Here is a 21,382-nt window from a genome sequence, read left to right as displayed (position 1 = left end):
TGCTATAACATAAAAACGACCTAAGTTACGGATATTGATAGAAAAATGGGCATTTTTGGCTTTCTAGAACAAAAGGCAAAACCGGTATTGGGGCTAGATATTAGCTCAACTTCGGTTAAATTGCTGGAACTGAGTCGCCAAGGCGACAACTATAAGGTGGAAAGCTACTCAGTCAGGGCCCTGCCCCCGAATGTGGTTGTCGAAAAAAACATTAACGATCTCGAGGCGGTAGCGGACGTTGTGCGGGTGGTCGCGCAGCAGGCGAAAAGCAAGGTCAAGCAGGCGGCGGTGGCGGTGGCCGGCTCCGCGGTGATCACCAAACAGATCGAAATGCCCGCCGGGCTCAGCGACGATGCCATGGAGACCCAAATCTCGCTGGAAGCCGACCAGTATATTCCCTATCCCCTGGAAGAAGTCGCTATCGATTTTGAAGTGCAGGGCGAATCCGATCGCAACCCCGATCAAGTCGATGTCCTGTTGGCGGCCTGTCGTCGGGAAAATGTCGATCTGCGTGTCAATGTGCTCGAACTTGCCGGCCTGCAGCCGAAAGTCGTGGATGTTGAGGCCTATACTATGGAGCGGGCCTTCTCGCTGGTGGCAGAGCAACTCGAGGATCAGGAAGATCAGGTGGTGGCGGTAGTCGATATCGGCGCCACCATGACGACCCTCAGCGTGCTGGTCGATGGCAAGACCGTATATACCCGCGAGCAGTTGTTTGGCGGCAAGCAATTGACCGAAGAAATACAGCGCCGCTACGGATTATCGACCGAGGAGGCCGGGCTGGCGAAAAAGCAAGGTGGCCTGCCTGACGACTATGACCTGGAGGTACTGGAGCCTTTCAAAGACGCCGTCGTCCAACAGGTGACCCGTTCGCTGCAGTTTTTCTTCTCCTCCAGCCAGTACAACGATGTCGACCATATCGTGTTGGCCGGCGGTGTTGCCGCCATGGAGGGACTGGTTGAGTTGATCGAGGAAAAACTCGGTACTCAAACCAGCGTCGCCAACCCCTTTGCCAATATGGCGGTATCGCCGAAAGTGAATGCCGTTGCCCTGGCCAATGATGCGCCGGCTTTGATGATAGCAACGGGGTTAGCGATGAGGAGCTTTGACTGATGGCAAAGATCAACTTATTGCCCTGGCGCGACGAATTTCGCCAGGAAAAAAAGAAAGAGTTCACGACCGTATTTTTGGGTGTCTGTGTTTTCTCCGCCCTGGTCGCCTATCTGTGGATCAACACGGTGGAGAATTCGATCGAGAGCCAAAACAATCGCAACACTATGCTGGAGCAGGAAATCGCCGCGCTGGAAGAGCAGGTCAAGGAAATTCAGGAACTGAAGCGGCGCAAAGCGGAGCTGATCGATCGCATGCGCGTGATTCAGGACCTGCAGGGTACCCGACCGGTAATCGTGCGCTACTTCGACGAACTGGTGCGCTCGGTGCCCGACGGTGTGTTTATCACCCTGTTGAGTCGCAAAGGCAACGTGATCAGCATTGAAGGGGTCAGTGAATCCAACAACCGAGTATCGACACTGATGCGCAATCTCAACTCCTCTGACTGGTTCTCGGCGCCGAACCTGAATTCCGTTACTCTGGCGCCCGAGTTTGGTGAGCAATCCATGCAATTTAAATTGACGGTCAACACGGCGGTGCCGGGCGGCGAGACTGAGGCCGAGTCTGTGGCGGGAGGTAACTGATGGCCGCTGCGGACATTATTCAACAACTGCAGGACTTTGATCTCAGCGAGATAGACTGGGATCGCGTCGGTATCTGGCCGACGCCGATAAAGGTGATCGCCTGCCTGCTTGCGTCAACCGCTATCATAGTGGCGGGCTACTTTTTCTTTGTCAAAGACTTGAACTTACAACTGGAAAGCGCCAGGGCCAAGGAGCAGAACCTGCGCAGCTCCTTTGAAACCAAGGCGTTTGAAGCCTCCAACCTCGAGTCTTACCGCGCGCAGATGGTGGAAATGGAAGCCTCTTTCGGCGCCCTGGTGGCGCAGTTGCCGAGTGATACCGAGGTGCCCGGGCTGTTGGAGGATATCGATGAGAAGGGCAATGAGAGCGGGCTCAATATCCTGACTATTGATCTGCAGGCTGAAAATGTGCGCGAGTTTTACGTCGAGCTGCCAATCAAAATCGAGGTGGAGGGCGGCTATCACGACTTGGGTGCGTTCGTCAGCGGCATTGCCGGTATGCCGCGTATCGTCACCCTGCACGACTACGATATTTCCCAGGCCAGTGAGGGCAATATACTGGCTATGAACATACTAGCTAAAACATACCGCTATAAGGGACAGGAAGAATAAGCATGTGGTACAGAGTTGTGAGTCAGTTTTTGCTGGTACTGGGGGTGGTGTCCCTGAGTGCCTGCAGCGGCATGGGCGAACACGGTGATCTCAAAGACTATATTGCCGAGACCAAGCGGCGCCCGCAGGGCCAGATTGATCCGCTGCCGACGTTTCGCCCTTATCAGTCGTTTTCCTACAGCGCGGCGGCCATGCGCAGCCCGTTTGAGCAGCCCGTGGAAGACGGCGCGCCGACCTTCGTCGGCAATCCCAGTAACGTCAAGCCGGATTTTTCCCGGGAAAAAGAGTTTCTGGAGAACTTCAATTTTGCCTCTCTCTCCATGGTCGGCACGCTGGAGCAGGCGGGCACGCTCTGGGCGTTGATCAACGACGGCGAGGGGGCGATCCACCGTGTTACGCAGGGCAACTTCATGGGTAAGAATCACGGCAAGATAATAGAGGCGACCAGAACCCGCCTCGAGATTGTGGAAATCGTTCCCGACGGACTGGATGGGTGGGTTGAAAGGCCTCGCGTTTTAAAATTAGTAGAAAAGGAATAGCGAACTATGTCAGCTTTGTTTAGATCAGCAAGAGCTGTGTTAGGCCTGATAGGGTGGGGCTGTGTGTGCGCATTGGTGCCGTCATCCCTGTGGGCGGCTAACCTCGAAGATATCAGTTTTGCCGAACTGCCGGGAGAGCGCTTCGAAGTGCGCATGGAGTTCTCGGAAGCGCCGGCAACACCGGCCGGTTACACCATCGAACAGCCCGCGCGTATCGTGTTGGATTTTCCCAACGTCGAAAACCTGCTGAAAGAGAAAAAGTACCCGTTGTCATTTGGCAATGCAAAAAGTGCGGTGGTATTGAGCGGCGGTGGACGCACGCGTCTGATTCTGAATCTCGGAGAACTGACCCAGTACCAGACCCGATCGGAGGGCAATGCGTTTTTTGTCGAGGTCGGCACCACCCAGATTGCCGATTATGTGCAGGGTTCCCAAAGCGTCGCGCCCTCGGTTACCAGCACCACAACCGGCACCAGCACCGTGCGCGATCGCGGCGCCCTGTCGATTTCCAATATTGATTTCAGGCGCGGTGAGGACGGTGAGGGTAAGGTTATCGTTACTCTCAGCGATCCCAGTGTCAATGTGGATGTCGAGGACCTGGCGAGCGGCATCGAGCTTTCGTTTATCAACACGCTGTTGCCGGAGGAGCTGCGCCGGCGCCTGGATGTCACCGATTTTGCCACACCCGTGACGTTTGTCAGCTCGGACTATGACGGCAGCAGCACCGTGATCAAAATCACGCCGACCGGTGATTATGACTACCTCGCCTACCAGGCGGATAACCAGTATGTGATCAGCGTGAAGCCGCTGTCCGACGAAGAGCTGGAAGAGAAGCGCTCGAAATTCGCCTTCGTCGGCGAAAAGCTGTCACTGAACTTTCAGGATATTGAAGTCAGGTCGGTGTTGCAGCTGATCGCCGACTTTACCGAGTTGAACCTGGTGGCCAGCGATACCGTTTCCGGTCGTATCACTCTGCGTCTCGACAACGTGCCCTGGGATCAGGCGCTGGATTTGGTATTGAAGACCAAGGGACTCGACAAGCGCCAGGTGGGTAACGTGTTGATGGTGGCACCGGCCGTTGAAATTGCCGAGCGCGAGCGCCAGGAGTTGGAAACCAAAAAACAACTGGAGGAACTTGCCCCGCTGCGTACAGAGTACATTCGTATCCGCTACGCCAATGCCCGCGAGCTGTTTAAACTGTTCACCCAACAGGAGGGTGGTTTTGGCGGCGGTGCTGATTCCGGTACCTCCACGGGCAGTATTCTGTCTGAGCGCGGCCAGGCGATTGTCGACGAGCGCACGAACTCCATTATCCTCACCGATACGGAAGAGAAGATTCTGGAGTTTGTCGAGCTGGTTGAAAAAATCGATGTGCCGATTCGCCAGGTAGAGATAGAGGCGCGGATCGTTATCGCCACCACGAACTTTCGCGAGGAACTGGGGATAAGGTTATTCGGTGACGGTATCTCCGTGCAAAACGGCAACCTGTTTGAGTTTACCGGTAGCCTGGCCGGGTTGTCGGAGCTGGGCCCGGCGGGACTGTTTACCGATAACGATGGTGACGGTATTGCCGATCAGGAACGGAACTTGGACAACTCCACTATTATCGATTTGGGTACCCTGCAAAATCCGGCCGGTGCGTTTACCTGGAATCTGCGAACCGACGACACCCTGATCGGTATGGAGCTTTCCGCGCTGGAGGATACCGGCAATGCGGAGATCGTGTCGCAGCCCAAGGTTATAACCGGCGATAAGCAACAGGCGACGATTGAATCCGGTACCGAGATCCCGTTCCAGGAGGCATCCGCCAGTGGTGCCACCTCCACCTCGTTCAAAGAGGCGGTGTTGAAGCTGGATGTCACGCCGCAGATTACCCCGGACAACCGCATTATCATGGATTTGCAGATCAATCAGGATGCCGTGGGTGAAATCGACCTGGCCAGTGGTATCCCCACTATCAACGTCACCGAAATAGCGACTCAGGTGCTGGTGGGTAACGGCCAGACTGTAGTACTTGGCGGTATCTACCGGACTGAGGAGTTCCTCGGCGAAACCAAAGTGCCGGTGCTGGGCGATATTCCCTATATCGGCCGCATTTTTCGCCGCGATATCAATACGCACGAAAAGCGCGAGCTGTTGATTTTTATTACCCCGCGCATACTCGTGGAGTCGAGGGCCAACTAGGCCGCAGCGCGGGCCAACCGGTTTTTAATTGGCAGTGCCCGCAGTCGTGATTCCATGAAGACCGGTAACAATATCATTCTCGTCGGCCCCATGGGGGCCGGCAAGTCCACCATCGGCCGGGTGCTGGCCGCCCAGCTCAACCTGCCTTTCGAGGATAGTGACCGCGTTATCGAGACGCGCACCGGCGCCGATATCCCCTGGATTTTTGATGTCGAGGGGGAGCAGGGCTTTCGCCAGCGGGAGTCAGCCGTGCTGCGGGAACTGGTGCAGGCCCAGGGGCTGGTGCTGGCCACCGGCGGCGGCATTGTCATGCGGGAGGAAAACCGCCGCTGTCTCAACAGCGGCGGCCAGGTGGTTTACCTGACCGCCTCCATTGAGCAACTGCTCGAGCGCACCTATAAAGACCGCAAGCGGCCGCTGCTTCAGGTCGACGACCCGAAACAGAAAATCATCGAACTGATCGAACTGCGCGACCCCCTGTACCGCGAGGTGGCCGACTATATTGTCAACACCGACAAGCGCAGCCCCAAGTCCGTTGCCCACGAAATTGCCGGTTTGGTGGGCTGATGGCCGGCGCTGATGTGGTACAGTCTCACTCCCTTTTTCCATAAATGTGAAATGGTCAGTGGGGCTTTCCAGTACTTCGACTAATAAAGATTTTCACCCAAAACGGGTTTTGGTGTCCTAGCCGGCTCGAGACCTCAGTGCAGCCGACGTGAAAAAATTTTCTGGTCAAAGCACTGGTAGGGCTTTCCAGCAGGACTTTCCAGCAGGACTTTTCAGTAGGGCTTTGAAGCATGCAAACCTTATCCGTTGAACTCGGCGATCGCAGCTACCCCATCTATATCGGCACCGGCCTGTTGGACAACCGGGAGCTATTCCTGCCCCATATTCACGGCCGCCAGGTGTGTGTGGTGACCAACGCGACCCTGGCGCCGCTCTACCTGGCGCCGCTGCTGGAGACACTGGCACCCCTGCAGGCCGACAGCGTGGTACTGCCCGATGGCGAGCAGTTTAAAAACTGGGAGACGCTCAACACCATTTTTGATGGTTTGCTGCAGGCGCGCCACAACCGCACCACAACCCTGATTGCGCTGGGCGGTGGCGTGGTCGGCGATATGACGGGTTTTGCCGCGGCCTGTTACCAGCGCGGTGTCAACTTCATCCAGGTGCCCACCACGCTCCTGTCCCAGGTGGATTCGTCGGTGGGCGGCAAGACCGGTATCAACCACCCGCTCGGTAAAAACATGGTGGGCGCGTTTTACCAGCCCCGCAGCGTGATTATCGATATCGCCACCCTCACCAGCCTGCCGGATCGGGAATTGAGTGCCGGCCTGGCGGAGGTCATCAAGTACGGTCTGATTGCCGACCCGGCGTTTCTCGGCTGGCTCGAAACGAATATGGCGCTCCTGCTGGCACGGGATGTGGCGGCGCTGGCGTGGGCTATCGAGCGCTCCTGCCAGATCAAGGCCGAGGTGGTCGCGCGCGATGAGAAAGAGGGTGGTCTGCGCGCCATTCTCAACCTCGGCCACACGTTCGGTCACGCTATCGAGACGGCGTTGGGTTACGGTGTCTGGCTGCACGGCGAGGCCGTGGCGGCGGGGATGTGTATGGCCGCCGAACTCTCGAGGCGCCGGGGCTGGTTGAGCGGGGCGGATGTCGAGCGGGTGCGGGTATTGCTCGAGCGCGCCGGTTTGCCGACCCGGTCGCCGCCGGGCCTGTCGGTGCAGCGCTACCTGGCTTTGATGGCCGTGGACAAGAAAGTCCTGGACGGCCGGCTGCGGTTGGTGTTGCTCGAAGCGCTGGGCCGGGCCTGCGTGACTGACGATATCTGCGGGGAAACCCTGCGGGCGACCCTGGCCGACTGCGGTGCCGAGGCTTGATTCAGTCCGGTAAACGGAATAGCCTGGACGGGATGTAGCGCTGGACAGGATGGTAAGCTATGGCGGTTGAGACAGAGCTGAAGCCGGCCAGGGGATCGGGGTCTGGATTGACACCGACTCCGCCCCAGACACCAACAGGCCCCGGCGGCATGGTCGACTGGCTGGCCGCGCTCGGCCTGACGCAGGACCCCTTCGCTGCGGATAATCCGCCTTTTTTCGACGCTGCCGGGCGCGGGCAGTTGCTGGAGCAATTGCTGCATCACTGCCAGTTCAGCGCCAGCGCGCTGGTGGTACTGGGGGAGGCCGGCGCGGGTAAATCCACGTTGTTGCGCGAACTCTTGAACCACCTCGGTTCCAACGATGCCGTCTGTTGTGTCGATGTACCGGCGATTTATGACGCGGAGCAGGTGCTGGCCGATGTCGTGGGCGACTTTGGCCTGGTGGTGCCGGAGGACGCCGGTCGCGGACAGTTATTGTCCGAGATTCGCCACTTCGGCCAGACCGGTGAAGAGGGGGCGCTGGCCCTGTTGGTGGTCGACAATGCCCACCACCTGGACGATCAGCTGCTGGCGGCCCTGCTCAGTTTGCTGCAGGGGCAGGACGACGCGGTGCGGCCTCTGCACCTGGTGTTGTTCGGCGACCCGTCGCTGGCGTTGCGACTCGATGCCTTCGGCATCGTGGATGTCTTGATTCACGATATGGTGGTGGCGCCATTCGAGCGCGACGAGGTGGCGCAATACCTGGATTTTTGCCTGGCGCAGGCGGGCTATGACGGTGAACCCCTGTTCACCGATGTCGATATCGACCATTTGTGGCAGGCCTCCAAGGGGCTGCCCGGGCAGCTCAATCCGCTGGCGCGCCGGCACCTGATTGAAGCGGTTACCCCGGCGCCGGCAGCGCGGCGCCGGCCGCTGTTGCCGCTCGGCCACGCGCTGGTGGTAACGGCACTGGGGGCGGTGTTGTTGATGGCGCTGTTTTACGGTGAGGGTGAACCCCCGGCGCCGGTTGCCGGGGCACCGCAGGCGCCGGCCGCTGAAGTTGCCGAAGCCGCCGACATCGCGGCGGTCAAGCCGCCTGCCGCGCAACCACCCGCCACTGCCGAACCGCCGCAGATGCGCCCGGCGACGCCACCGTCCCCCGCCGGGACGACCGCGTCCAGGTCGCGGGACAGGGTGGCTGACCTGGAACCGGTGGTGCCGGACCGGGAGTTGAGACGCCTGCCGGCCCCGGCCGCCGGTACTCCCGGCAATGCCGCCGCCGACACCCCGCCGCCGCGACAGCCCCCGGCGGCGGCCGGCCCCGACTGGTCGGCGGACGAGACACAGTTGCTGGCGCAGGCGGCCAGTGCTTACACCCTGCAGGTACTGGCCGCCGGGTCGGCCGACAGCGTGCGTGAGTTCGTAGCGCGTCAGGCCGATGCCGCCGCCCTGCAGGTGTTTACCACTCGCCGTGCCGGCAGAGACTGGTATGTGGTGGTGCACGGCAGCTTTCCCGATGCCGCCAGTGCACGCCGGGCCATTGCGGCACTGCCACAGGCGTTACGGGAGGCCGGCCCCTGGCCCAGGTCTATGGCCAGCGTCCAGACTGAAATAAAGGAGTATCGCAGGAATTGATGCCAGTTCGCCGACGTTCGTATAATTACAGCTGAAACTAACGGCGTTTAGCGTCGGTTTGACCTTGCCAAACTGGGTATGAGCAGTTAATATCCTGCGCCCATTTGCCAAGAAGCCCCTGTCCAGGGGCTTTTTTGTCTAGGGCGTGATTTTTCACGGGCAGTAATGAATTTACCTTAGTGAGAGGCAGCAGCCTATGTCCACTGGCCTGTATCGATTAGACGAGTTTAAAGACAATTGCGGGTTTGGCCTGATTGCCCATTTGCGGGGCGAAGCCAGCCACCGGCTGTTGAAAACCGCGATCGAGTCCCTCACTTGCATGACCCACCGCGGCGGTATCGCCGCCGACGGCAAAACCGGCGACGGTTGCGGGCTGCTGCTGCAAAAACCCGATGCCTTTATGCGCGCTGTGGCGCGAGAAGCCTGTGGTGTCGAGTTGGGTGATGTCTACGGTGTCGGCTCAGTGATGTTCGACCGCGACAGCAGCGCCGCCGACAATGCCGAGGCCCTGCTCAACCGGCAGCTTGCCGCCCAGGGGCTGACGGTGGCGGGCTGGCGCGAAGTGCCGATCGACCCCGATTGTCTCGGGCCCATTGCCCGCGAAACCCTGCCCCTGTTCAAACATGTCTTTATCACCGGCGCCGGGCTGACGGAGCAACAGCTCAGCATCAAGCTGTTCGTCGCCCGGCGCAAAACCGAAATTCAACTGGCGGGTGATACCAGTTTTTATATTTCCAGTCTCAGCACCCGGGTATTGTCCTATAAAGGACTGATGATGCCGGTCGATCTGCCCAAATTTTTCACCGATTTGGCCGATCCGCGCCTGCAGACGGCCATCTGCGTGTTTCACCAGCGCTTCTCCACCAACACCATGCCGCGCTGGCCGCTGGCGCAGCCGTTTCGAATGCTGGCCCACAACGGCGAGATCAATACGGTGATGGGCAACCGCAACTGGTCGGTGGCGCGCACTCCCAAGTTTCAATCCGAGTTGCTGCCGCAGGTGGAGGAAATTACGCCGCTGGTCAATCGCACCGGCTCCGATTCCTCCAGCCTCGACAATATGCTCGAGCTGCTGTTGACCGGCGGCATGGAGTTACACCGGGCGGTGCGTATGCTGGTGCCGCCGGCCTGGCAGAATGTCGAACATATGGACCCCGACCTGCGCGCGTTTTACGAGTACAACTCCATGCATATCGAGCCCTGGGACGGCCCCGCCGGGCTGGTGATCACCGACGGCCGCTACGCGGTGTGCACCCTCGACCGCAACGGCCTGCGCCCCTCGCGCTGGGTGATCACCAAAGACGATGTCATCACCGTTGCCTCTGAAATCGGCGTCTACGCCTACCGGCCCGAGGACGTGGTGGCCAAGGGCCGGCTCGGGCCGGGGCAGATTCTGTCGGTGGATACCGAGACCGGCCAGCTCTACCACACCAAAGACGTGGACCAGATGCTCAAGCAGGGACAGCCCTACAAGCGCTGGCTGCGCAACAAGGCGATCCGCATTGAGGCCACCCTCAGTCGCGGCGCGGCGGAAAACAGCCTCAGCCACGAAGAGATACAGGTCTACATGAAAATGTTCCAGGTCTCGCTCGAAGAGCGCGACCAGGTGCTGCGTCCCCTCGCAGAGGGCGGGCAGGAGGCCACCGGCTCCATGGGCGACGACACGCCGATGGCGGTGCTGTCGCAGCAGCAACGCTCGGTATTTGACTATTTTCGACAACAGTTTGCCCAGGTCACCAACCCGCCGATCGATCCGTTGCGCGAGGCTATCGTGATGTCGCTGGAGACCTGTATCGGGCGCGAGCTGTCCGTTTACACCGAAACCGAGGCCCACGCCGATCGGGTAATACTGTCGTCGCCGGTGTTGTCGCCGGCCAAATTCCGGGCCCTGACGACACTGGACAAACCCGGTTACGACGTGGCGCCGTTTGACCTGCACTACCACCCCGGACAGCGGGATTTGCAGGCCGCTATCATCGACCTGTGTGACCGGGTGGTGGCCGCGGTCAGGGCCGGTAAAGTCATAGTGGTGTTGAGCGATGTGGTGCTGGAGCCAGACCAGCTGCCGATTCAGGCGCTGCTGGCCACCGGCGCCGTGCACCACCGCCTGACCCGCGAGGGGCTGCGCTGCGATGCCAATATCGTGGTGGAGACAGCCACCGCCCGCGATCCGCACCAGATCGCCGCCCTGATCGGCTACGGCTGCACCGCGGTCTACCCCTATCTCAGCTATCAGGTGATCAACGATCTTATCGGTACCGGCGAACTGCTCAGCGAGGTGGACGAGGCCTATCGCAACTACCGCCGGGGCATCAACAAAGGCCTGATGAAAATTCTCTCGAAGATGGGGATTTCCACCATCGCCTCCTATCGCGGGGCGCAGTTGTTCGAAGCCGTGGGGCTGGCCGAGGAAGTGGTGGACCTGTGTTTCGAAGGCACGCCCAGCCGCATCCAGGGGGCCCGCTTCGCCGACCTCCAGGACGATCAGGCGCGCCTCGCGGCAACGGCTTTCAAGGCCCGCAAACCGGTGAGTCCGGGCGGTCTGTTGAAGTTTGTGCACGGGCAGGAATACCACGCATTTAACCCCGATGTCGTGCAGGCGCTGCACAAGGCGGTCCAGGGCGGCGACTACGGCGCCTGGCGCGACTACGCGGCGCTGGTCAACGAGCGTCCGGTGGCAACGCTGCGCGACCTGCTGGCGCTGCGCGCCGATGTAACGCCGGTGGCGCTGGACCAGGTGGAGCCGGTGGATGTCATCGTCAAGCGCTTCGATTCGGCCGGCATGTCGCTCGGCGCCCTCTCCCCCGAGGCCCACGAGGCCCTGGCCGAAGCGATGAACCGTCTCGGCGGCCGCTCCAACAGCGGTGAGGGCGGCGAGGACCCGGCCCGCTACGGCACCGCCAAAGTCTCCAAGATCAAACAGGTGGCCTCCGGCCGCTTCGGCGTGACACCGGCCTATCTGGTCAATGCCGAAGTGCTGCAGATCAAGATTGCCCAGGGGGCCAAACCCGGTGAGGGCGGCCAATTGCCCGGCGGCAAGGTCAACGGCCTGATCGCCCGGTTGCGATACTCGGTGCCCGGTGTCACCCTGATTTCACCGCCGCCCCACCACGATATTTACTCCATCGAAGATCTGGCGCAGTTGATTTTCGATCTCAAACAGGTCAATCCCGATGCCCTGGTATCGGTGAAGTTGGTATCCCGGCCCGGTGTCGGCACTATCGCCGCCGGCGTCGCCAAGGCCTATGCCGACCTGATTACCATCTCCGGCTACGACGGCGGTACGGCGGCCAGCCCGCTCACCTCGATTCGCTACGCCGGTTCGCCCTGGGAGCTGGGGCTGGCGGAGACCCACCAGACCCTGCGCGCCAATGATTTGCGCGACAAGGTGAGAGTGCAGACCGATGGCGGTTTGAAAAGTGGTCTCGATGTGATCAAGGCGGCGATCCTCGGCGCCGAGAGCTTCGGCTTCGGCACCGCGCCCATGGTCGCACTTGGATGTAAGTACTTACGTATCTGTCACCTCAACAACTGCGCTACAGGTGTGGCGACACAGAATGATGGACTGCGCCGTGACCACTATATCGGCACAGTGGAAATGGCGATGAATTTTTTCCGCTTCGTGGCCGAGGAAACCCGTGAGTGGATGGCGCGACTCGGCGTGCGGCACCTTAGCGAACTGATCGGCCGCGTGGATTTGCTGCAGGTGCTCGAGGGTGAAACCCCCAAACAGCGCAATATCGACCTCAGCCCGCTGCTGCACACCGATGCGCTGCTGGCCGCCAAGCCGCAGCACTGCACTGTGCCGCGCAATGAGCCGTTCGACAAGGGGGAGACCGCCGAGCGTATGGTGGCGGCGGTACTGCCGGCGATCGAGGGCAAAACCGGCGGTGAGTTTGCGTTCACCATTACCAACTGCGATCGCTCCATCGGTGCCCGTATCAGTGGTGAAATCGCCAAGCGCCATGGCAATACCGGTATGAGCACAAGGCCGATCAAGCTCAAGTTGACCGGTATCGCCGGGCAGAGTTTCGGTGTCTGGAATGCCGGCGGCCTGGAAATGTACCTGCACGGCGACGCCAACGATTACGTCGGCAAGGGCATGGCCGGCGGCAAACTGGTGTTGCGGCCGCCGCCGGGCTCCAGCTTCAAGTCCAACGCCACCAGTATCATGGGTAATACCTGCCTTTACGGCGCTACCGGCGGCAAGCTGTTTGCCGCCGGGCGCGCCGGCGAGCGCTGCGGTGTGCGCAACTCGGGCGCCCACGTGGTGGTGGAGGGGGCCGGTGATCACTGCTGTGAATACATGACCGGCGGGATAGTGACGGTGCTCGGCCCCACCGGTGTCAACTTTGGCGCCGGCATGACCGGTGGCTTTGCCTATGTGCTGGATTTCGACAACAGCTTCGTCGATAAATACAACCGCGAGCTGGTGGAAATCTGCCGGGTTAACAATGAGTCCATGGAGGCTTACCGCAACCACCTGCGCGGGGTTATCGACGAGTTTGCGGTCGAAACCGAAAGCGCCTGGGGGCGCCAGTTGCTGGAGGACTTCAGCGATTACGTCGGCAGATTCTGGCTGGTCAAACCCAAGGCCGCCAATCTGGCCGGCCTGCTAAACAGCGTCACGCGGCGCGGCGAGTAAGCTCGCCGGTTGCGGTGTCTGCCATTGAATTGAGGCCATGCTATGACCGAACGCCTGCACAATGATTTTCAGTTTATCGACGTCGGCCGGCAGGACCCGGATAAAAAAAGTATCGATGTCCGGCGCCGGGATTTTGGGGAAATTTACGAGCCGTACACCGAAGACCAGGTGAAGAACCAGTCGCACCGTTGTCTGGAGTGCGGCAACCCCTATTGCGAGTGGAAGTGCCCGGTGCACAACTACATACCCAACTGGCTGAAGCTGGTGGCCGAGGGCAATATCATGGAGGCGGCCGACCTCTGCCACCAGACCAATACCCTGCCGGAAGTCTGCGGCCGGGTTTGCCCCCAGGACCGTCTCTGCGAGGGTGCCTGTACCCTCAATGACGGCTTTGGTGCGGTGACCATCGGCAGCACTGAAAAGTACATTACCGATACCGCTTTTGCGCTTGGCTGGAAGCCGGACATGTCGAAGGTGGTGTGGACGGACAAGAAAGTGGCCGTTATCGGCGCCGGTCCTGCCGGTCTCGGCTGCGCGGATGTGCTGGCGCGCAACGGCGTGCGGCCGGTGGTATTTGATCGCTACCCGGAGATCGGCGGCCTGCTGACTTTCGGTATCCCCGAATTCAAGCTGGAAAAGTCGGTGATGACGCGGCGCCGGGAAATATTTACCGCTATGGGTATCGAGTTCCGCCTCAACACGGAGGTGGGCACCGACATCACCATGGCGCAATTGATGGCGGATTACGACGCGGTGTTTATGGGTATGGGCACCTACACCTATATGAAGGGCGGCTTTCCCGGCGAAGACTTGCCGGGCGTATTCGATGCGCTGCCGTTTTTGGTGTCCAGCGTCAACCGCAACCTCGGCTTTGAAAAGGACCCCGGTGACTTTATCAGTGTGGCCGGCCAGCGCGTGGTGGTGCTTGGCGGCGGCGACACGGCGATGGACTGCAACCGCACCTCGATCCGCCAGGGTGCCGCCAGTGTCACCTGCGCCTATCGCCGCGACGAAGAGAATATGCCCGGCTCGCGTCGCGAAGTCGCCAACGCCAAGGAGGAGGGCGTACAGTTCCTGTTTAACCGCCAGCCCATTGCCATTGTCGGCGACAATCGGGTCGAGGGCGTCAAGGTGGTCACCACGCAACTGGGCGATGCGGATGAAAACGGCCGCCGCCGTCCCGAGCCGATACCCGGCAGCGAGGAAATCCTCCCGGCCGATCGGGTGCTGATTGCGTTCGGCTTTCGCCCGAGCCCGGCATCCTGGTTCGGGCAGCACGAGATTCGAATCAACGACTGGGGCGGTGTCGAGGCGCCGGAGCAGCAGCAATATAAATTCCAGACCAGTAACCCCAAGGTATTTGCCGGCGGCGACATGGTACGCGGCTCGGACCTGGTGGTGACCGCCATCTGGGAAGGGCGCGAGGCCGCTGACGGTATTTTGGACTATTTGGATGTTTAATCCGACATTTAAACTTGACGAGTGGTCAGGGTGACTCTTACTTTAGCGGAGGCGGACGAATTAACCGGTCCGGCTCCAATGGCGCTTCCTTAAGCAGCTATGTGCTAATTGACCGGTCTGGCTCTGGCTGAAGCCTTCAGAAACACGGGCTAGGCGCCCCCCTGATAAACCCATCCCTGGGAGCTTCCCGACAGCATCCCTGCTGTCGAGAGTTTCTGAAGGCTTCAGCCAGAGCCAGGCCCCCCTTCAGTACGCTTAATCGAGATTGATGTGACTTGGAAGGGATCGATAAACTGATGTAAATACACTTACGGAAGTGACATTGCGGTCTGCCGCCGGTATCTTTAATCAGGATCAATTTTGCTGCCAGCTCCTCTAACCAGGTTGTAACTATTGCTATGTCTGAATTAAAAAATGATCGGTTTCTGCGCGCGCTCCTGCGTCAACCCGTTGATGTTACACCGGTCTGGATGATGCGCCAGGCCGGTCGCTACCTGCCGGAGTACCGCGCGTCCCGGGAGCGGGCCGGCGACTTTATGGGTCTTTGCACCAACCCCGAGTTGGCCTGCGAGGTTACCCTGCAACCGCTGCAACGCTACCCGCTGGATGCCGCTATTTTATTTTCCGACATACTGACGATTCCCGACGCCATGGGCCTGGGCCTCTATTTCGAGGCCGGCGAGGGGCCGCGCTTTCGCAAAACCGTTAGCACCGAGGCGGATATCGAGGCCCTGCCGGTGGTAAAGCCCGAGCAGGATTTGCCTTACGTGGTGGACGCAGTCGCGACGATTCGCCGCGAACTCAACGGGCGGGTGCCCTTGATAGGCTTCTCCGGCAGCCCCTGGACACTGGCCACCTATATGGTGGAAGGTGGCTCCAGCAAAGACTTCCGGCGCACCAAACAGCTCGCCTACAATCAGCCCGAGCTGATGCACCGGCTGTTGGGCAAGCTGGCGGTGTCGGTAACCGACTACCTGAACGCCCAGATACGGGCCGGGGCGCAGGCCGTGCAAATCTTCGATACCTGGGGCGGGGCCCTGTCTCACGCCGCTTACGGGGAGTTTTCGCTGGCCTACATGGAGAAGATCGTCAGCGGCCTGATCGGCGAAAACGACGGTCGCCAGGTGCCGGTCATCCTGTTTACCAAAGGCGGCGGGCAGTGGCTGCCGCGTCTGGCCGCCACCGGTGCCCACTGCCTGGGGTTGGATTGGACCACTGACATAGGCGCGGCCCGCAGCCTGGTCGGTGACCGGGTCGCTTTGCAGGGCAATATGGACCCCGCCGTGCTCTACGCCGCGCCGGCGCGCATTCGCGCGGAGGTGGCGGCCATCCTCGCCAGTTACGGTAGAGGGCCGGGGCATATCTTCAATCTCGGACACGGTATCACGCCGCAAGTGGACCCGGCCCACGCCGGTGTGTTTATCGAGGCCGTCCACGAGCTTTCCGCCGCCTATCACGACAACGTTTAAATAGCTCCTGACCCGCTGCGGCGGGCCCGTATCAGCGGGCCTGCCGGCCCACCGTATTTGTGGAAAGAGCTAGAATTAGGTATAAGTAAGCGGTTATTTCGCGACCGGGCCCACTATTTTACGAACCGGACAATTATTTTTATGACTGGGATAACTCTTTTTTTTACGACCGGGATAACCATCTTACGATCGGGACAGCCATTTCGTGGCCGGGAAAATGTCGCAGCCTAGGGCCTGTCAGCACTGTTTCAGTTAGCTCTGTTGGGCCTGACAAAGCGCCAATCCAGTGGTGCGGCATCCCGACGCGAGGAGCGTGGTTTGGCAGAGCCAACTAAAATAGTGCTGACAGGCCCCGGTTATAATAAGCGACGGAGACTGTAAATTTGGGAATTAAGCAAGTTAAACTGGATGTCAACGAAGTGGCGATCGGCATGTTTGTGTCGGGGTTGGATCGCCCTTGGACGCAGACGCCCTTCCCGTTGCAGGGGTTCTATGTCAGGGACATGGAAGAAATAAAACAACTGAAGGCCCATTGCAGTCATGTCTACATCGATGTAATCAAAGGCCGCGGTCCGGTGGCCGCCAAATTAAATCCGCTCAGTAAACCGGGGCTCAAAGCCAAAGTGGCGGCCCGGGCGGCGAGGTCGGCGTCTGCCAATGTCGATGTGGCGCCGCTGAAAATCCGCCGCGATGTCTATAACGAAAAAGAACCGCTGCGCAAAGAAGTCAAAAAAGCCCAGCAGTTGCACCAGCAGGTGTATCGCGCCGTGGGCGAGGTCATGGATCAGCTCGAGCGCAGCGACAATGTGCCGGTCCACGCCACCAAGCGGGCGGCCAGCGATATGGTCGACAGCGTGGTGCGCAACCCCGACGCTTTCACCTGGTTGTCGCGAGTGCGGGAAAAGGATGAGTACACCTATAGCCACGCGGTGCGCTCTGCGGTCTGGGCAATTCTGTACGGCCGCCATATCGGGCTCACCAAAAAAGAGATGGACACTCTGGCGCTGGGCGTGTTGCTGAAGGATATCGGCAAGGCCCGCCTCGAAACCCAGGTGATCATCAAAAAAGACCGCACTGCGGCGCAGCAGCGGGAGTATGAAAAGTTTGTTGAATACAGTGTCGAATTGCTGCGCGCCACGCCCGGCGTCGAGGCGCGGGTCATTGCCGTGGTCAAGAGTCACTGCGAACGTTTGAACGGCAGTGGTTTTCCGCAACACCTCAAGGGCGATAAGATTCCGCTGTTGGCAAAAATCGCCGGTATCGTGACTTACTACGATGAAACCACCAATCCCCGCGGTGAGCAACACCCGCTGGCGCCGTCCAAGGCGGTGGCGAAACTCTACGAACTGCGCAATATAGAGTTTCAGGAAGAGTTGGTGGTCGAATTTATCCGGGCCATCGGGCTCTACCCGACCGGTACCCTGGTGGAGTTGAATACCGGCGAAGTGGGGGTGGTGGTCGAGCAGAATTTCGAGCGCCGTTTAAAGCCCAAGGTCATGCTGGTGTTGGATGCCTGCAAAAACCATTTGCGCAAACCGCTGCTGCTGGACCTGGCGGAAGACGAGAAGCGCAAGCAGGCGATGGTCGATTCCGGCAAGCGCCGCCCCGATGAAATAGAAAAAATTGAAATTGCCCAGGACCTCGAACCCGGGCGTTACGATGTTGATATCGGCGAAGTTCGCGATAACTACCTGTTTAAGAGCGAAAAGAAAAGTTTGCTGTCGATTCTGGGGTTGAACCGGGACTAGCCGAGTTTCAATGGCAGTTGCTTCGGGTGCTGTTCCTAATGGTAATTGCTTAAGAAAAACTGTGCCGGTTGATCGGCCTGCCGCTAGGTGGGGCTGTCAGAAACACGTCGTAGACCCCTCCCTGGGGACTTCCCGGCAGCATCCCTGCTGCCGAGAGTTTCTGACAGCCCCACCTAGCGGCAGGCCTACCCGCGGTATTCTTAAACTGGTTCGAGAGTGCTTGGAGGCTGATTAATTGCTCACATTTTCTTGAGTAAGCGCCATAGGTTACCAGCCCTGAATACCCCTACACCTCACCACCCAGTTTTTCCCCCATCCGTGTGGCTGCCCCGGTCCGGTAATCGTCGTCCCAGGCAATTTTTCCCGGACCAAAAAGTACTATCGCTGTAGAGCCCAGTTTGAAGCGCCCCATCTCGTCGCCCTTGGCAAACGAAAATTCCCGCAGATCCGGGTAGTGACTGGTGCGAATCTGCCTGCGGGTCGGTGCCACCACGCCCGCCCAGGTGGTTTCTATGCTGGCCACGATCATCGCGCCCACCAATACCACCGCCATCGGGCCGTGCTCGGTATCGAACAGCGCCGCCACCCGTTCGTTGCGGGCGAACAGGCGCGGCACCTGGTTGGCGGTGGCCTCGTTGACCGAAAACAGATCGCCGGGGATATGCACCATGGTTTTCAGCGTGCCGGCGGCGGGCATATGCACGCGGTGATAATCCTTCGGCGACAGGTAGATGGTGGCAAACTTGCCGCCCATAAAGGGCTCGGCCAGGGCGGTGTCGCCGCCGAGCAGTTCGATAGCGCTGAAGTCCTGCCCCTTGGCCTGGAAAATACGCCCGTGTTCGATATCGCCGATTTGGCTGATGGCGCCGTCGGCCGGGCAGACGACGCTGCCTTTCTCAGTGGCAACAGTCCTGGCGCCGGGCTTCAGGGCGCGGGTAAAAAAGGCGTTGAAGTTTTTATAGTGACTGGGGTCTTCCTGTTCCGCCTCGCTCATATCCACTTCATAGCGCTCGGCGAACCAGCGAATGAAAGAATCCTTGAGCCAGGCGGTCTCCGTTTCCGCCAGCCAGCCGGCCGCCCGCGACAGGGCGTGTTGCGGGAGCAGGTATTGCAAAGCGGCAAATAATTTTTCATTCATAGGGGCTGTGACTTTTTGTTGAAAGTGGTTGTGTTGTTGCAAGTGACCTTGGCGGCAAACAAACGTTAGCTAGGTTTCCACCGGAGTATCCGGGTGGTTGCCCCATTCGGCCCAGGAGCCGTCGTAGGCGCGAATGTCGAAGCCGAGGGTTTTCCCCACCAGGTAAGTCAGACCGGAGCGATGGTGGGTTTGGCAATGGGTGACAATGCGTTTGTCGCCGGTTAACCCGCGCGCCGCCAGATAGGCTTTGGCGTCGGCGCGGATGCGCAGTTGGCGCTGGTGATCCATCAGCTCGGTCCATTCGCAGTGAACGGCGCCGGGGATATGCCCGCCCTTTAATGCCAGGACTTTTTCGCCCCGGTATTCGTCGCCGCCGCGGGCATCCCAGATAGCAAAGGCGGGGTCCTGCAGGTTGGCCATGATGTAGTCGATATCCGCCACCGGGGCCGTGTCGATATGCAGGCTGACTTGCCGTGCCGGGGCGGCGCGGGGCCGGGTGTCCAGCGGCAGGCCCGCCGCCCGCCAGGCCAGTATGCCGCCGTTGAGGTAGGAATAACGGGTGTGGCCGATGACATCGAGGGTCCAGATCATGCGGCCGGCCCAGCCACCGCCCTCATCGTCGTAAACCACCACATGGGTATCGGGGGTCAGCCCCAGACGTGAAAACAATGCCTCCAGTTGTCCCTCGGCAGGCAGTTTTCCCGCTGCCGGCGGAATCCCGCAGATCAACTCCCGCGGTGTCACATGCACGGCGCCGGGCAGGTGGCCGGCGCGATAACTGCTTTCGCTGCATAAATCGACCAACAGCAGGTGCTCGTCGCCCAGTCGCGGCTGCAACTGTTCGGGTTCAATGACCAGGGCCAGGTCCATAGGGTATCTCTCTCAGCTCGGAGTAACGCATTCTATAGCTACCGGCGCCCGGCTGCCAGTGCGGGGCGCCAACGCCGCCGGCGCGCTGTCTGCCGGCGTTCCAGGGCCTGTTCAAAAGTCGGGAACAAGGTTTTAATCGGAAAAAGTCTACACGTTATCCGCTGTGATCGGGTGCGCCCGGCTGCCGGCGCCATCACCTGCGTGGCGCGGCTTGACCCCGACGTGAGGTGATGGATTTCAATAGTGTTTGGAGGTGGGACTATGAGTGGTTATAGCATCGGACAAGTCGCAAAAATGTCCGGCGTCAGTAAACGGACTCTTCATCATTACCACGCAATAGGTTTATTGGTGCCGGCCGGGTCCGGCGCATCGGGCTATCGGCTCTACAGCAGTCAAAACCTGCTGGTGCTCCAACAAATCTTATTGTACCTGCAGTGGGCATAACGGCCGGGACAATTCCGGTGTCGACAGATCTGCCGGGCGCTGTAGTGACCGCCTAAAAAGGTTGATCGGTTTCCAGCGAGTGCAGTATATGGCGGAAGCTGGCCAGGCGTGCGGAACTGATAGCGCCGCGCTCCACCGCTGCGGTGATTGCACAGCCGGGTTCGCGGCTGTGCCGGCAGTCCCGGAATTTACAGTGGCCGAGATAGGGGCGAAATTCGATAAAGCCCTCCAGCAATTGCGCGGGGCTGATATGCCAGAGGCCGAATTCGCGGATGCCGGGGGAGTCGATCAGTCGCCCGCCGTCGGGGAAGTGAAACAACTGTGCCGTGGTGGTGGTGTGGGTGCCCTTTTGGGTAGTGGGTGACAGTTCGCCGACTTTGATATTGGCAGTGGGCAACAAGGCGTTTACCAGCGATGACTTGCCGACCCCGGACTGACCGACGAACACACTGGTGAAATCCGCCAGATATTGACGCAGCGCCGCCAGGCCCTGGCGCGATTTCGTGGACGCTGTCAGGGTTTGATATCCGAGCTGCCGGTAGCTGGCCATGATTTCTGCAATGGTCGCGCGGTTGGAGACATCGAGGCGATCGGTTTTATTCAGCAGTAGCAGCGGTGTTATCTGCAAGGTTTCCGCCGCCACCAGGTAGCGGTCCACCAGATTGCTGTAAGGGGTGGGGTAAGGCGCAATCACCACCACCACCCGATCGATATTGGCGGCCACGGTTTTGACCTGGCCCTGGCTGTCGGGACGACTCAATTCACTGCGCCGGGGCAGCACGGCGACGATCACGCCGGCAGAGCTGCCGTCGCGCCACACCACTCTGTCCCCGGTCACCAGGGAACCCAGGTTGGCCCGCATATGGCAGCGCTTGGCGGGACCGGGAACGTCGGCGGGGCCGACGTCCACCTGGGTGCCGAAGTGAGCTACCACCAGCCCCTCCTGTTCCGGCCCCAACTCGCTGTCGTCGACTTGTTGTATCGCCTGGTGCTGGCGCTTGGCGGCCCGGGCGGCGCGTTCTTGCTGGATTTTTTCGATGCGCCAGGCCTGCCTCCGCGTCAGCTTGCGATTAGCCATGAAAA

16 protein-coding genes are annotated in these 21,382 nt (G+C 60.0%); 13 read left to right on the top strand and 3 right to left on the bottom strand.

Annotation, left to right across the window (positions count from 1 at the left end):
• Nucleotides 1-45 precede the first annotated feature (45 nt).
• From FKG94_RS18370 to FKG94_RS18315, 12 genes are all read left to right on the top strand, one after another.
• On the top strand, nucleotides 46-1,113 hold the full coding sequence (locus FKG94_RS18370) for a pilus assembly protein PilM (protein WP_142928386.1): 1,068 nt from the start codon (nucleotides 46-48) through the stop codon (nucleotides 1,111-1,113).
• Nucleotides 1,113-1,694, top strand: a complete 582-nt coding sequence (locus FKG94_RS18365) for a PilN domain-containing protein (protein ID WP_142928385.1) — start codon at nucleotides 1,113-1,115, stop codon at nucleotides 1,692-1,694. The genes FKG94_RS18370 and FKG94_RS18365 overlap by 1 nt, the downstream gene beginning before the upstream one ends.
• Nucleotides 1,694-2,305 carry a type IV pilus inner membrane component PilO gene (locus FKG94_RS18360; RefSeq protein WP_142928384.1) on the top strand — a complete coding sequence of 204 codons (612 nt, stop codon included), beginning with the start codon at nucleotides 1,694-1,696 and terminating at the stop codon, nucleotides 2,303-2,305. The genes FKG94_RS18365 and FKG94_RS18360 overlap by 1 nt, the downstream gene beginning before the upstream one ends.
• A gap of 2 nt (nucleotides 2,306-2,307) precedes the next feature.
• Complete coding sequence (locus FKG94_RS18355; RefSeq protein ID WP_179957704.1) at nucleotides 2,308-2,844, top strand: pilus assembly protein PilP; 537 nt, start codon at nucleotides 2,308-2,310, stop codon at nucleotides 2,842-2,844.
• A 6-nt stretch (nucleotides 2,845-2,850) separates the two neighbouring features.
• A complete protein-coding gene (locus FKG94_RS18350) occupies nucleotides 2,851-5,028 on the top strand; it encodes a type IV pilus secretin PilQ (protein WP_142928383.1) in 2,178 nt (725 codons plus the stop codon).
• 54 nt (nucleotides 5,029-5,082) lie between these two features.
• Nucleotides 5,083-5,595 carry a shikimate kinase AroK gene (aroK, locus tag FKG94_RS18345; protein ID WP_142928382.1) on the top strand — a complete coding sequence of 171 codons (513 nt, stop codon included), beginning with the start codon at nucleotides 5,083-5,085 and terminating at the stop codon, nucleotides 5,593-5,595.
• Nucleotides 5,596-5,825: 230 nt separating this feature from the next.
• The gene (gene aroB / locus FKG94_RS18340; RefSeq protein WP_142928381.1) at nucleotides 5,826-6,911 is read left to right on the top strand and encodes a 3-dehydroquinate synthase; all 1,086 of its coding nucleotides are present in this window, start codon (nucleotides 5,826-5,828) and stop codon (nucleotides 6,909-6,911) included.
• A gap of 59 nt (nucleotides 6,912-6,970) precedes the next feature.
• Entirely contained in the window at nucleotides 6,971-8,524 is a 1,554-nt protein-coding gene (locus tag FKG94_RS18335; RefSeq protein WP_142928380.1) for an AAA family ATPase, read from the top strand.
• 196 nt (nucleotides 8,525-8,720) lie between these two features.
• Complete coding sequence (gene gltB, locus FKG94_RS18330; RefSeq protein ID WP_142928379.1) at nucleotides 8,721-13,169, top strand: glutamate synthase large subunit; 4,449 nt, start codon at nucleotides 8,721-8,723, stop codon at nucleotides 13,167-13,169.
• Between the two features lie 42 nt (nucleotides 13,170-13,211).
• Nucleotides 13,212-14,630 (top strand): FAD-dependent oxidoreductase, encoded by a 1,419-nt coding sequence (locus tag FKG94_RS18325; RefSeq protein WP_142928378.1) that lies wholly within the window; start codon nucleotides 13,212-13,214, stop codon nucleotides 14,628-14,630.
• 398 nt (nucleotides 14,631-15,028) lie between these two features.
• Nucleotides 15,029-16,099, top strand: coding sequence for a uroporphyrinogen decarboxylase (gene hemE, locus FKG94_RS18320; RefSeq protein WP_142928377.1), 1,071 nt, complete (start codon nucleotides 15,029-15,031; stop codon nucleotides 16,097-16,099).
• 383 nt (nucleotides 16,100-16,482) lie between these two features.
• Complete coding sequence (locus FKG94_RS18315) at nucleotides 16,483-17,847, top strand: cyclic di-GMP phosphodiesterase (protein ID WP_142928376.1); 1,365 nt, start codon at nucleotides 16,483-16,485, stop codon at nucleotides 17,845-17,847.
• A gap of 286 nt (nucleotides 17,848-18,133) precedes the next feature.
• Here the strand turns inward: FKG94_RS18315 and asd are convergent, their stop codons facing one another.
• Nucleotides 18,134-18,985 carry an archaetidylserine decarboxylase gene (gene asd, locus FKG94_RS18310; protein ID WP_142928375.1) on the bottom strand — a complete coding sequence of 284 codons (852 nt, stop codon included), beginning with the start codon at nucleotides 18,983-18,985 and terminating at the stop codon, nucleotides 18,134-18,136.
• 69 nt (nucleotides 18,986-19,054) lie between these two features.
• Nucleotides 19,055-19,855: a rhodanese-like domain-containing protein gene (locus FKG94_RS18305; RefSeq protein WP_142928374.1), complete on the bottom strand. Its 801-nt coding sequence runs from the start codon at nucleotides 19,853-19,855 to the stop codon at nucleotides 19,055-19,057.
• A 261-nt stretch (nucleotides 19,856-20,116) separates the two neighbouring features.
• Here FKG94_RS18305 and FKG94_RS29595 point away from each other — a divergent pair, with 261 nt between their 5' ends.
• Nucleotides 20,117-20,299: a MerR family transcriptional regulator gene (locus FKG94_RS29595; RefSeq protein ID WP_142928373.1), complete on the top strand. Its 183-nt coding sequence runs from the start codon at nucleotides 20,117-20,119 to the stop codon at nucleotides 20,297-20,299.
• Between the two features lie 52 nt (nucleotides 20,300-20,351).
• Here FKG94_RS29595 and rsgA read toward each other — a convergent pair whose 3' ends face one another.
• Entirely contained in the window at nucleotides 20,352-21,377 is a 1,026-nt protein-coding gene (rsgA, locus tag FKG94_RS18295; protein ID WP_142928372.1) for a small ribosomal subunit biogenesis GTPase RsgA, read from the bottom strand.
• Nucleotides 21,378-21,382 lie beyond the last annotated feature (5 nt).

It is taken from the genome of Exilibacterium tricleocarpae (assembly GCF_007004655.1).
Lineage (GTDB): Bacteria > Pseudomonadota > Gammaproteobacteria > Pseudomonadales > Cellvibrionaceae > Exilibacterium > Exilibacterium tricleocarpae.
This window is presented reverse-complemented; position numbering and strand designations above follow the sequence as displayed.

Excerpts from the sequence above, each read along its gene's own strand:
- FKG94_RS18370 (WP_142928386.1), top strand. The coding sequence starts at position 46 with ATGGGCATTTTTGGCTTTCTAGAACAAAAGGCAAAACCGGTATTGGGG.
- FKG94_RS18365 (WP_142928385.1), top strand. The coding sequence starts at position 1,113 with ATGGCAAAGATCAACTTATTGCCCTGGCGCGACGAATTTCGCCAGGAA.
- FKG94_RS18360 (WP_142928384.1), top strand. The coding sequence starts at position 1,694 with ATGGCCGCTGCGGACATTATTCAACAACTGCAGGACTTTGATCTCAGC.
- FKG94_RS18355 (WP_179957704.1), top strand. The coding sequence starts at position 2,308 with ATGTGGTACAGAGTTGTGAGTCAGTTTTTGCTGGTACTGGGGGTGGTG.
- FKG94_RS18350 (WP_142928383.1), top strand. The coding sequence starts at position 2,851 with ATGTCAGCTTTGTTTAGATCAGCAAGAGCTGTGTTAGGCCTGATAGGG.
- aroK (WP_142928382.1), top strand. The coding sequence starts at position 5,083 with ATGAAGACCGGTAACAATATCATTCTCGTCGGCCCCATGGGGGCCGGC.
- aroB (WP_142928381.1), top strand. The coding sequence starts at position 5,826 with ATGCAAACCTTATCCGTTGAACTCGGCGATCGCAGCTACCCCATCTAT.
- FKG94_RS18335 (WP_142928380.1), top strand. The coding sequence starts at position 6,971 with ATGGCGGTTGAGACAGAGCTGAAGCCGGCCAGGGGATCGGGGTCTGGA.
- gltB (WP_142928379.1), top strand. The coding sequence starts at position 8,721 with ATGTCCACTGGCCTGTATCGATTAGACGAGTTTAAAGACAATTGCGGG.
- FKG94_RS18325 (WP_142928378.1), top strand. The coding sequence starts at position 13,212 with ATGACCGAACGCCTGCACAATGATTTTCAGTTTATCGACGTCGGCCGG.
- hemE (WP_142928377.1), top strand. The coding sequence starts at position 15,029 with ATGTCTGAATTAAAAAATGATCGGTTTCTGCGCGCGCTCCTGCGTCAA.
- asd (WP_142928375.1), bottom strand. The coding sequence starts at position 18,985 with ATGAATGAAAAATTATTTGCCGCTTTGCAATACCTGCTCCCGCAACAC.
- FKG94_RS18305 (WP_142928374.1), bottom strand. The coding sequence starts at position 19,855 with ATGGACCTGGCCCTGGTCATTGAACCCGAACAGTTGCAGCCGCGACTG.
- FKG94_RS29595 (WP_142928373.1), top strand. The coding sequence starts at position 20,117 with ATGAGTGGTTATAGCATCGGACAAGTCGCAAAAATGTCCGGCGTCAGT.
- rsgA (WP_142928372.1), bottom strand. The coding sequence starts at position 21,377 with ATGGCTAATCGCAAGCTGACGCGGAGGCAGGCCTGGCGCATCGAAAAA.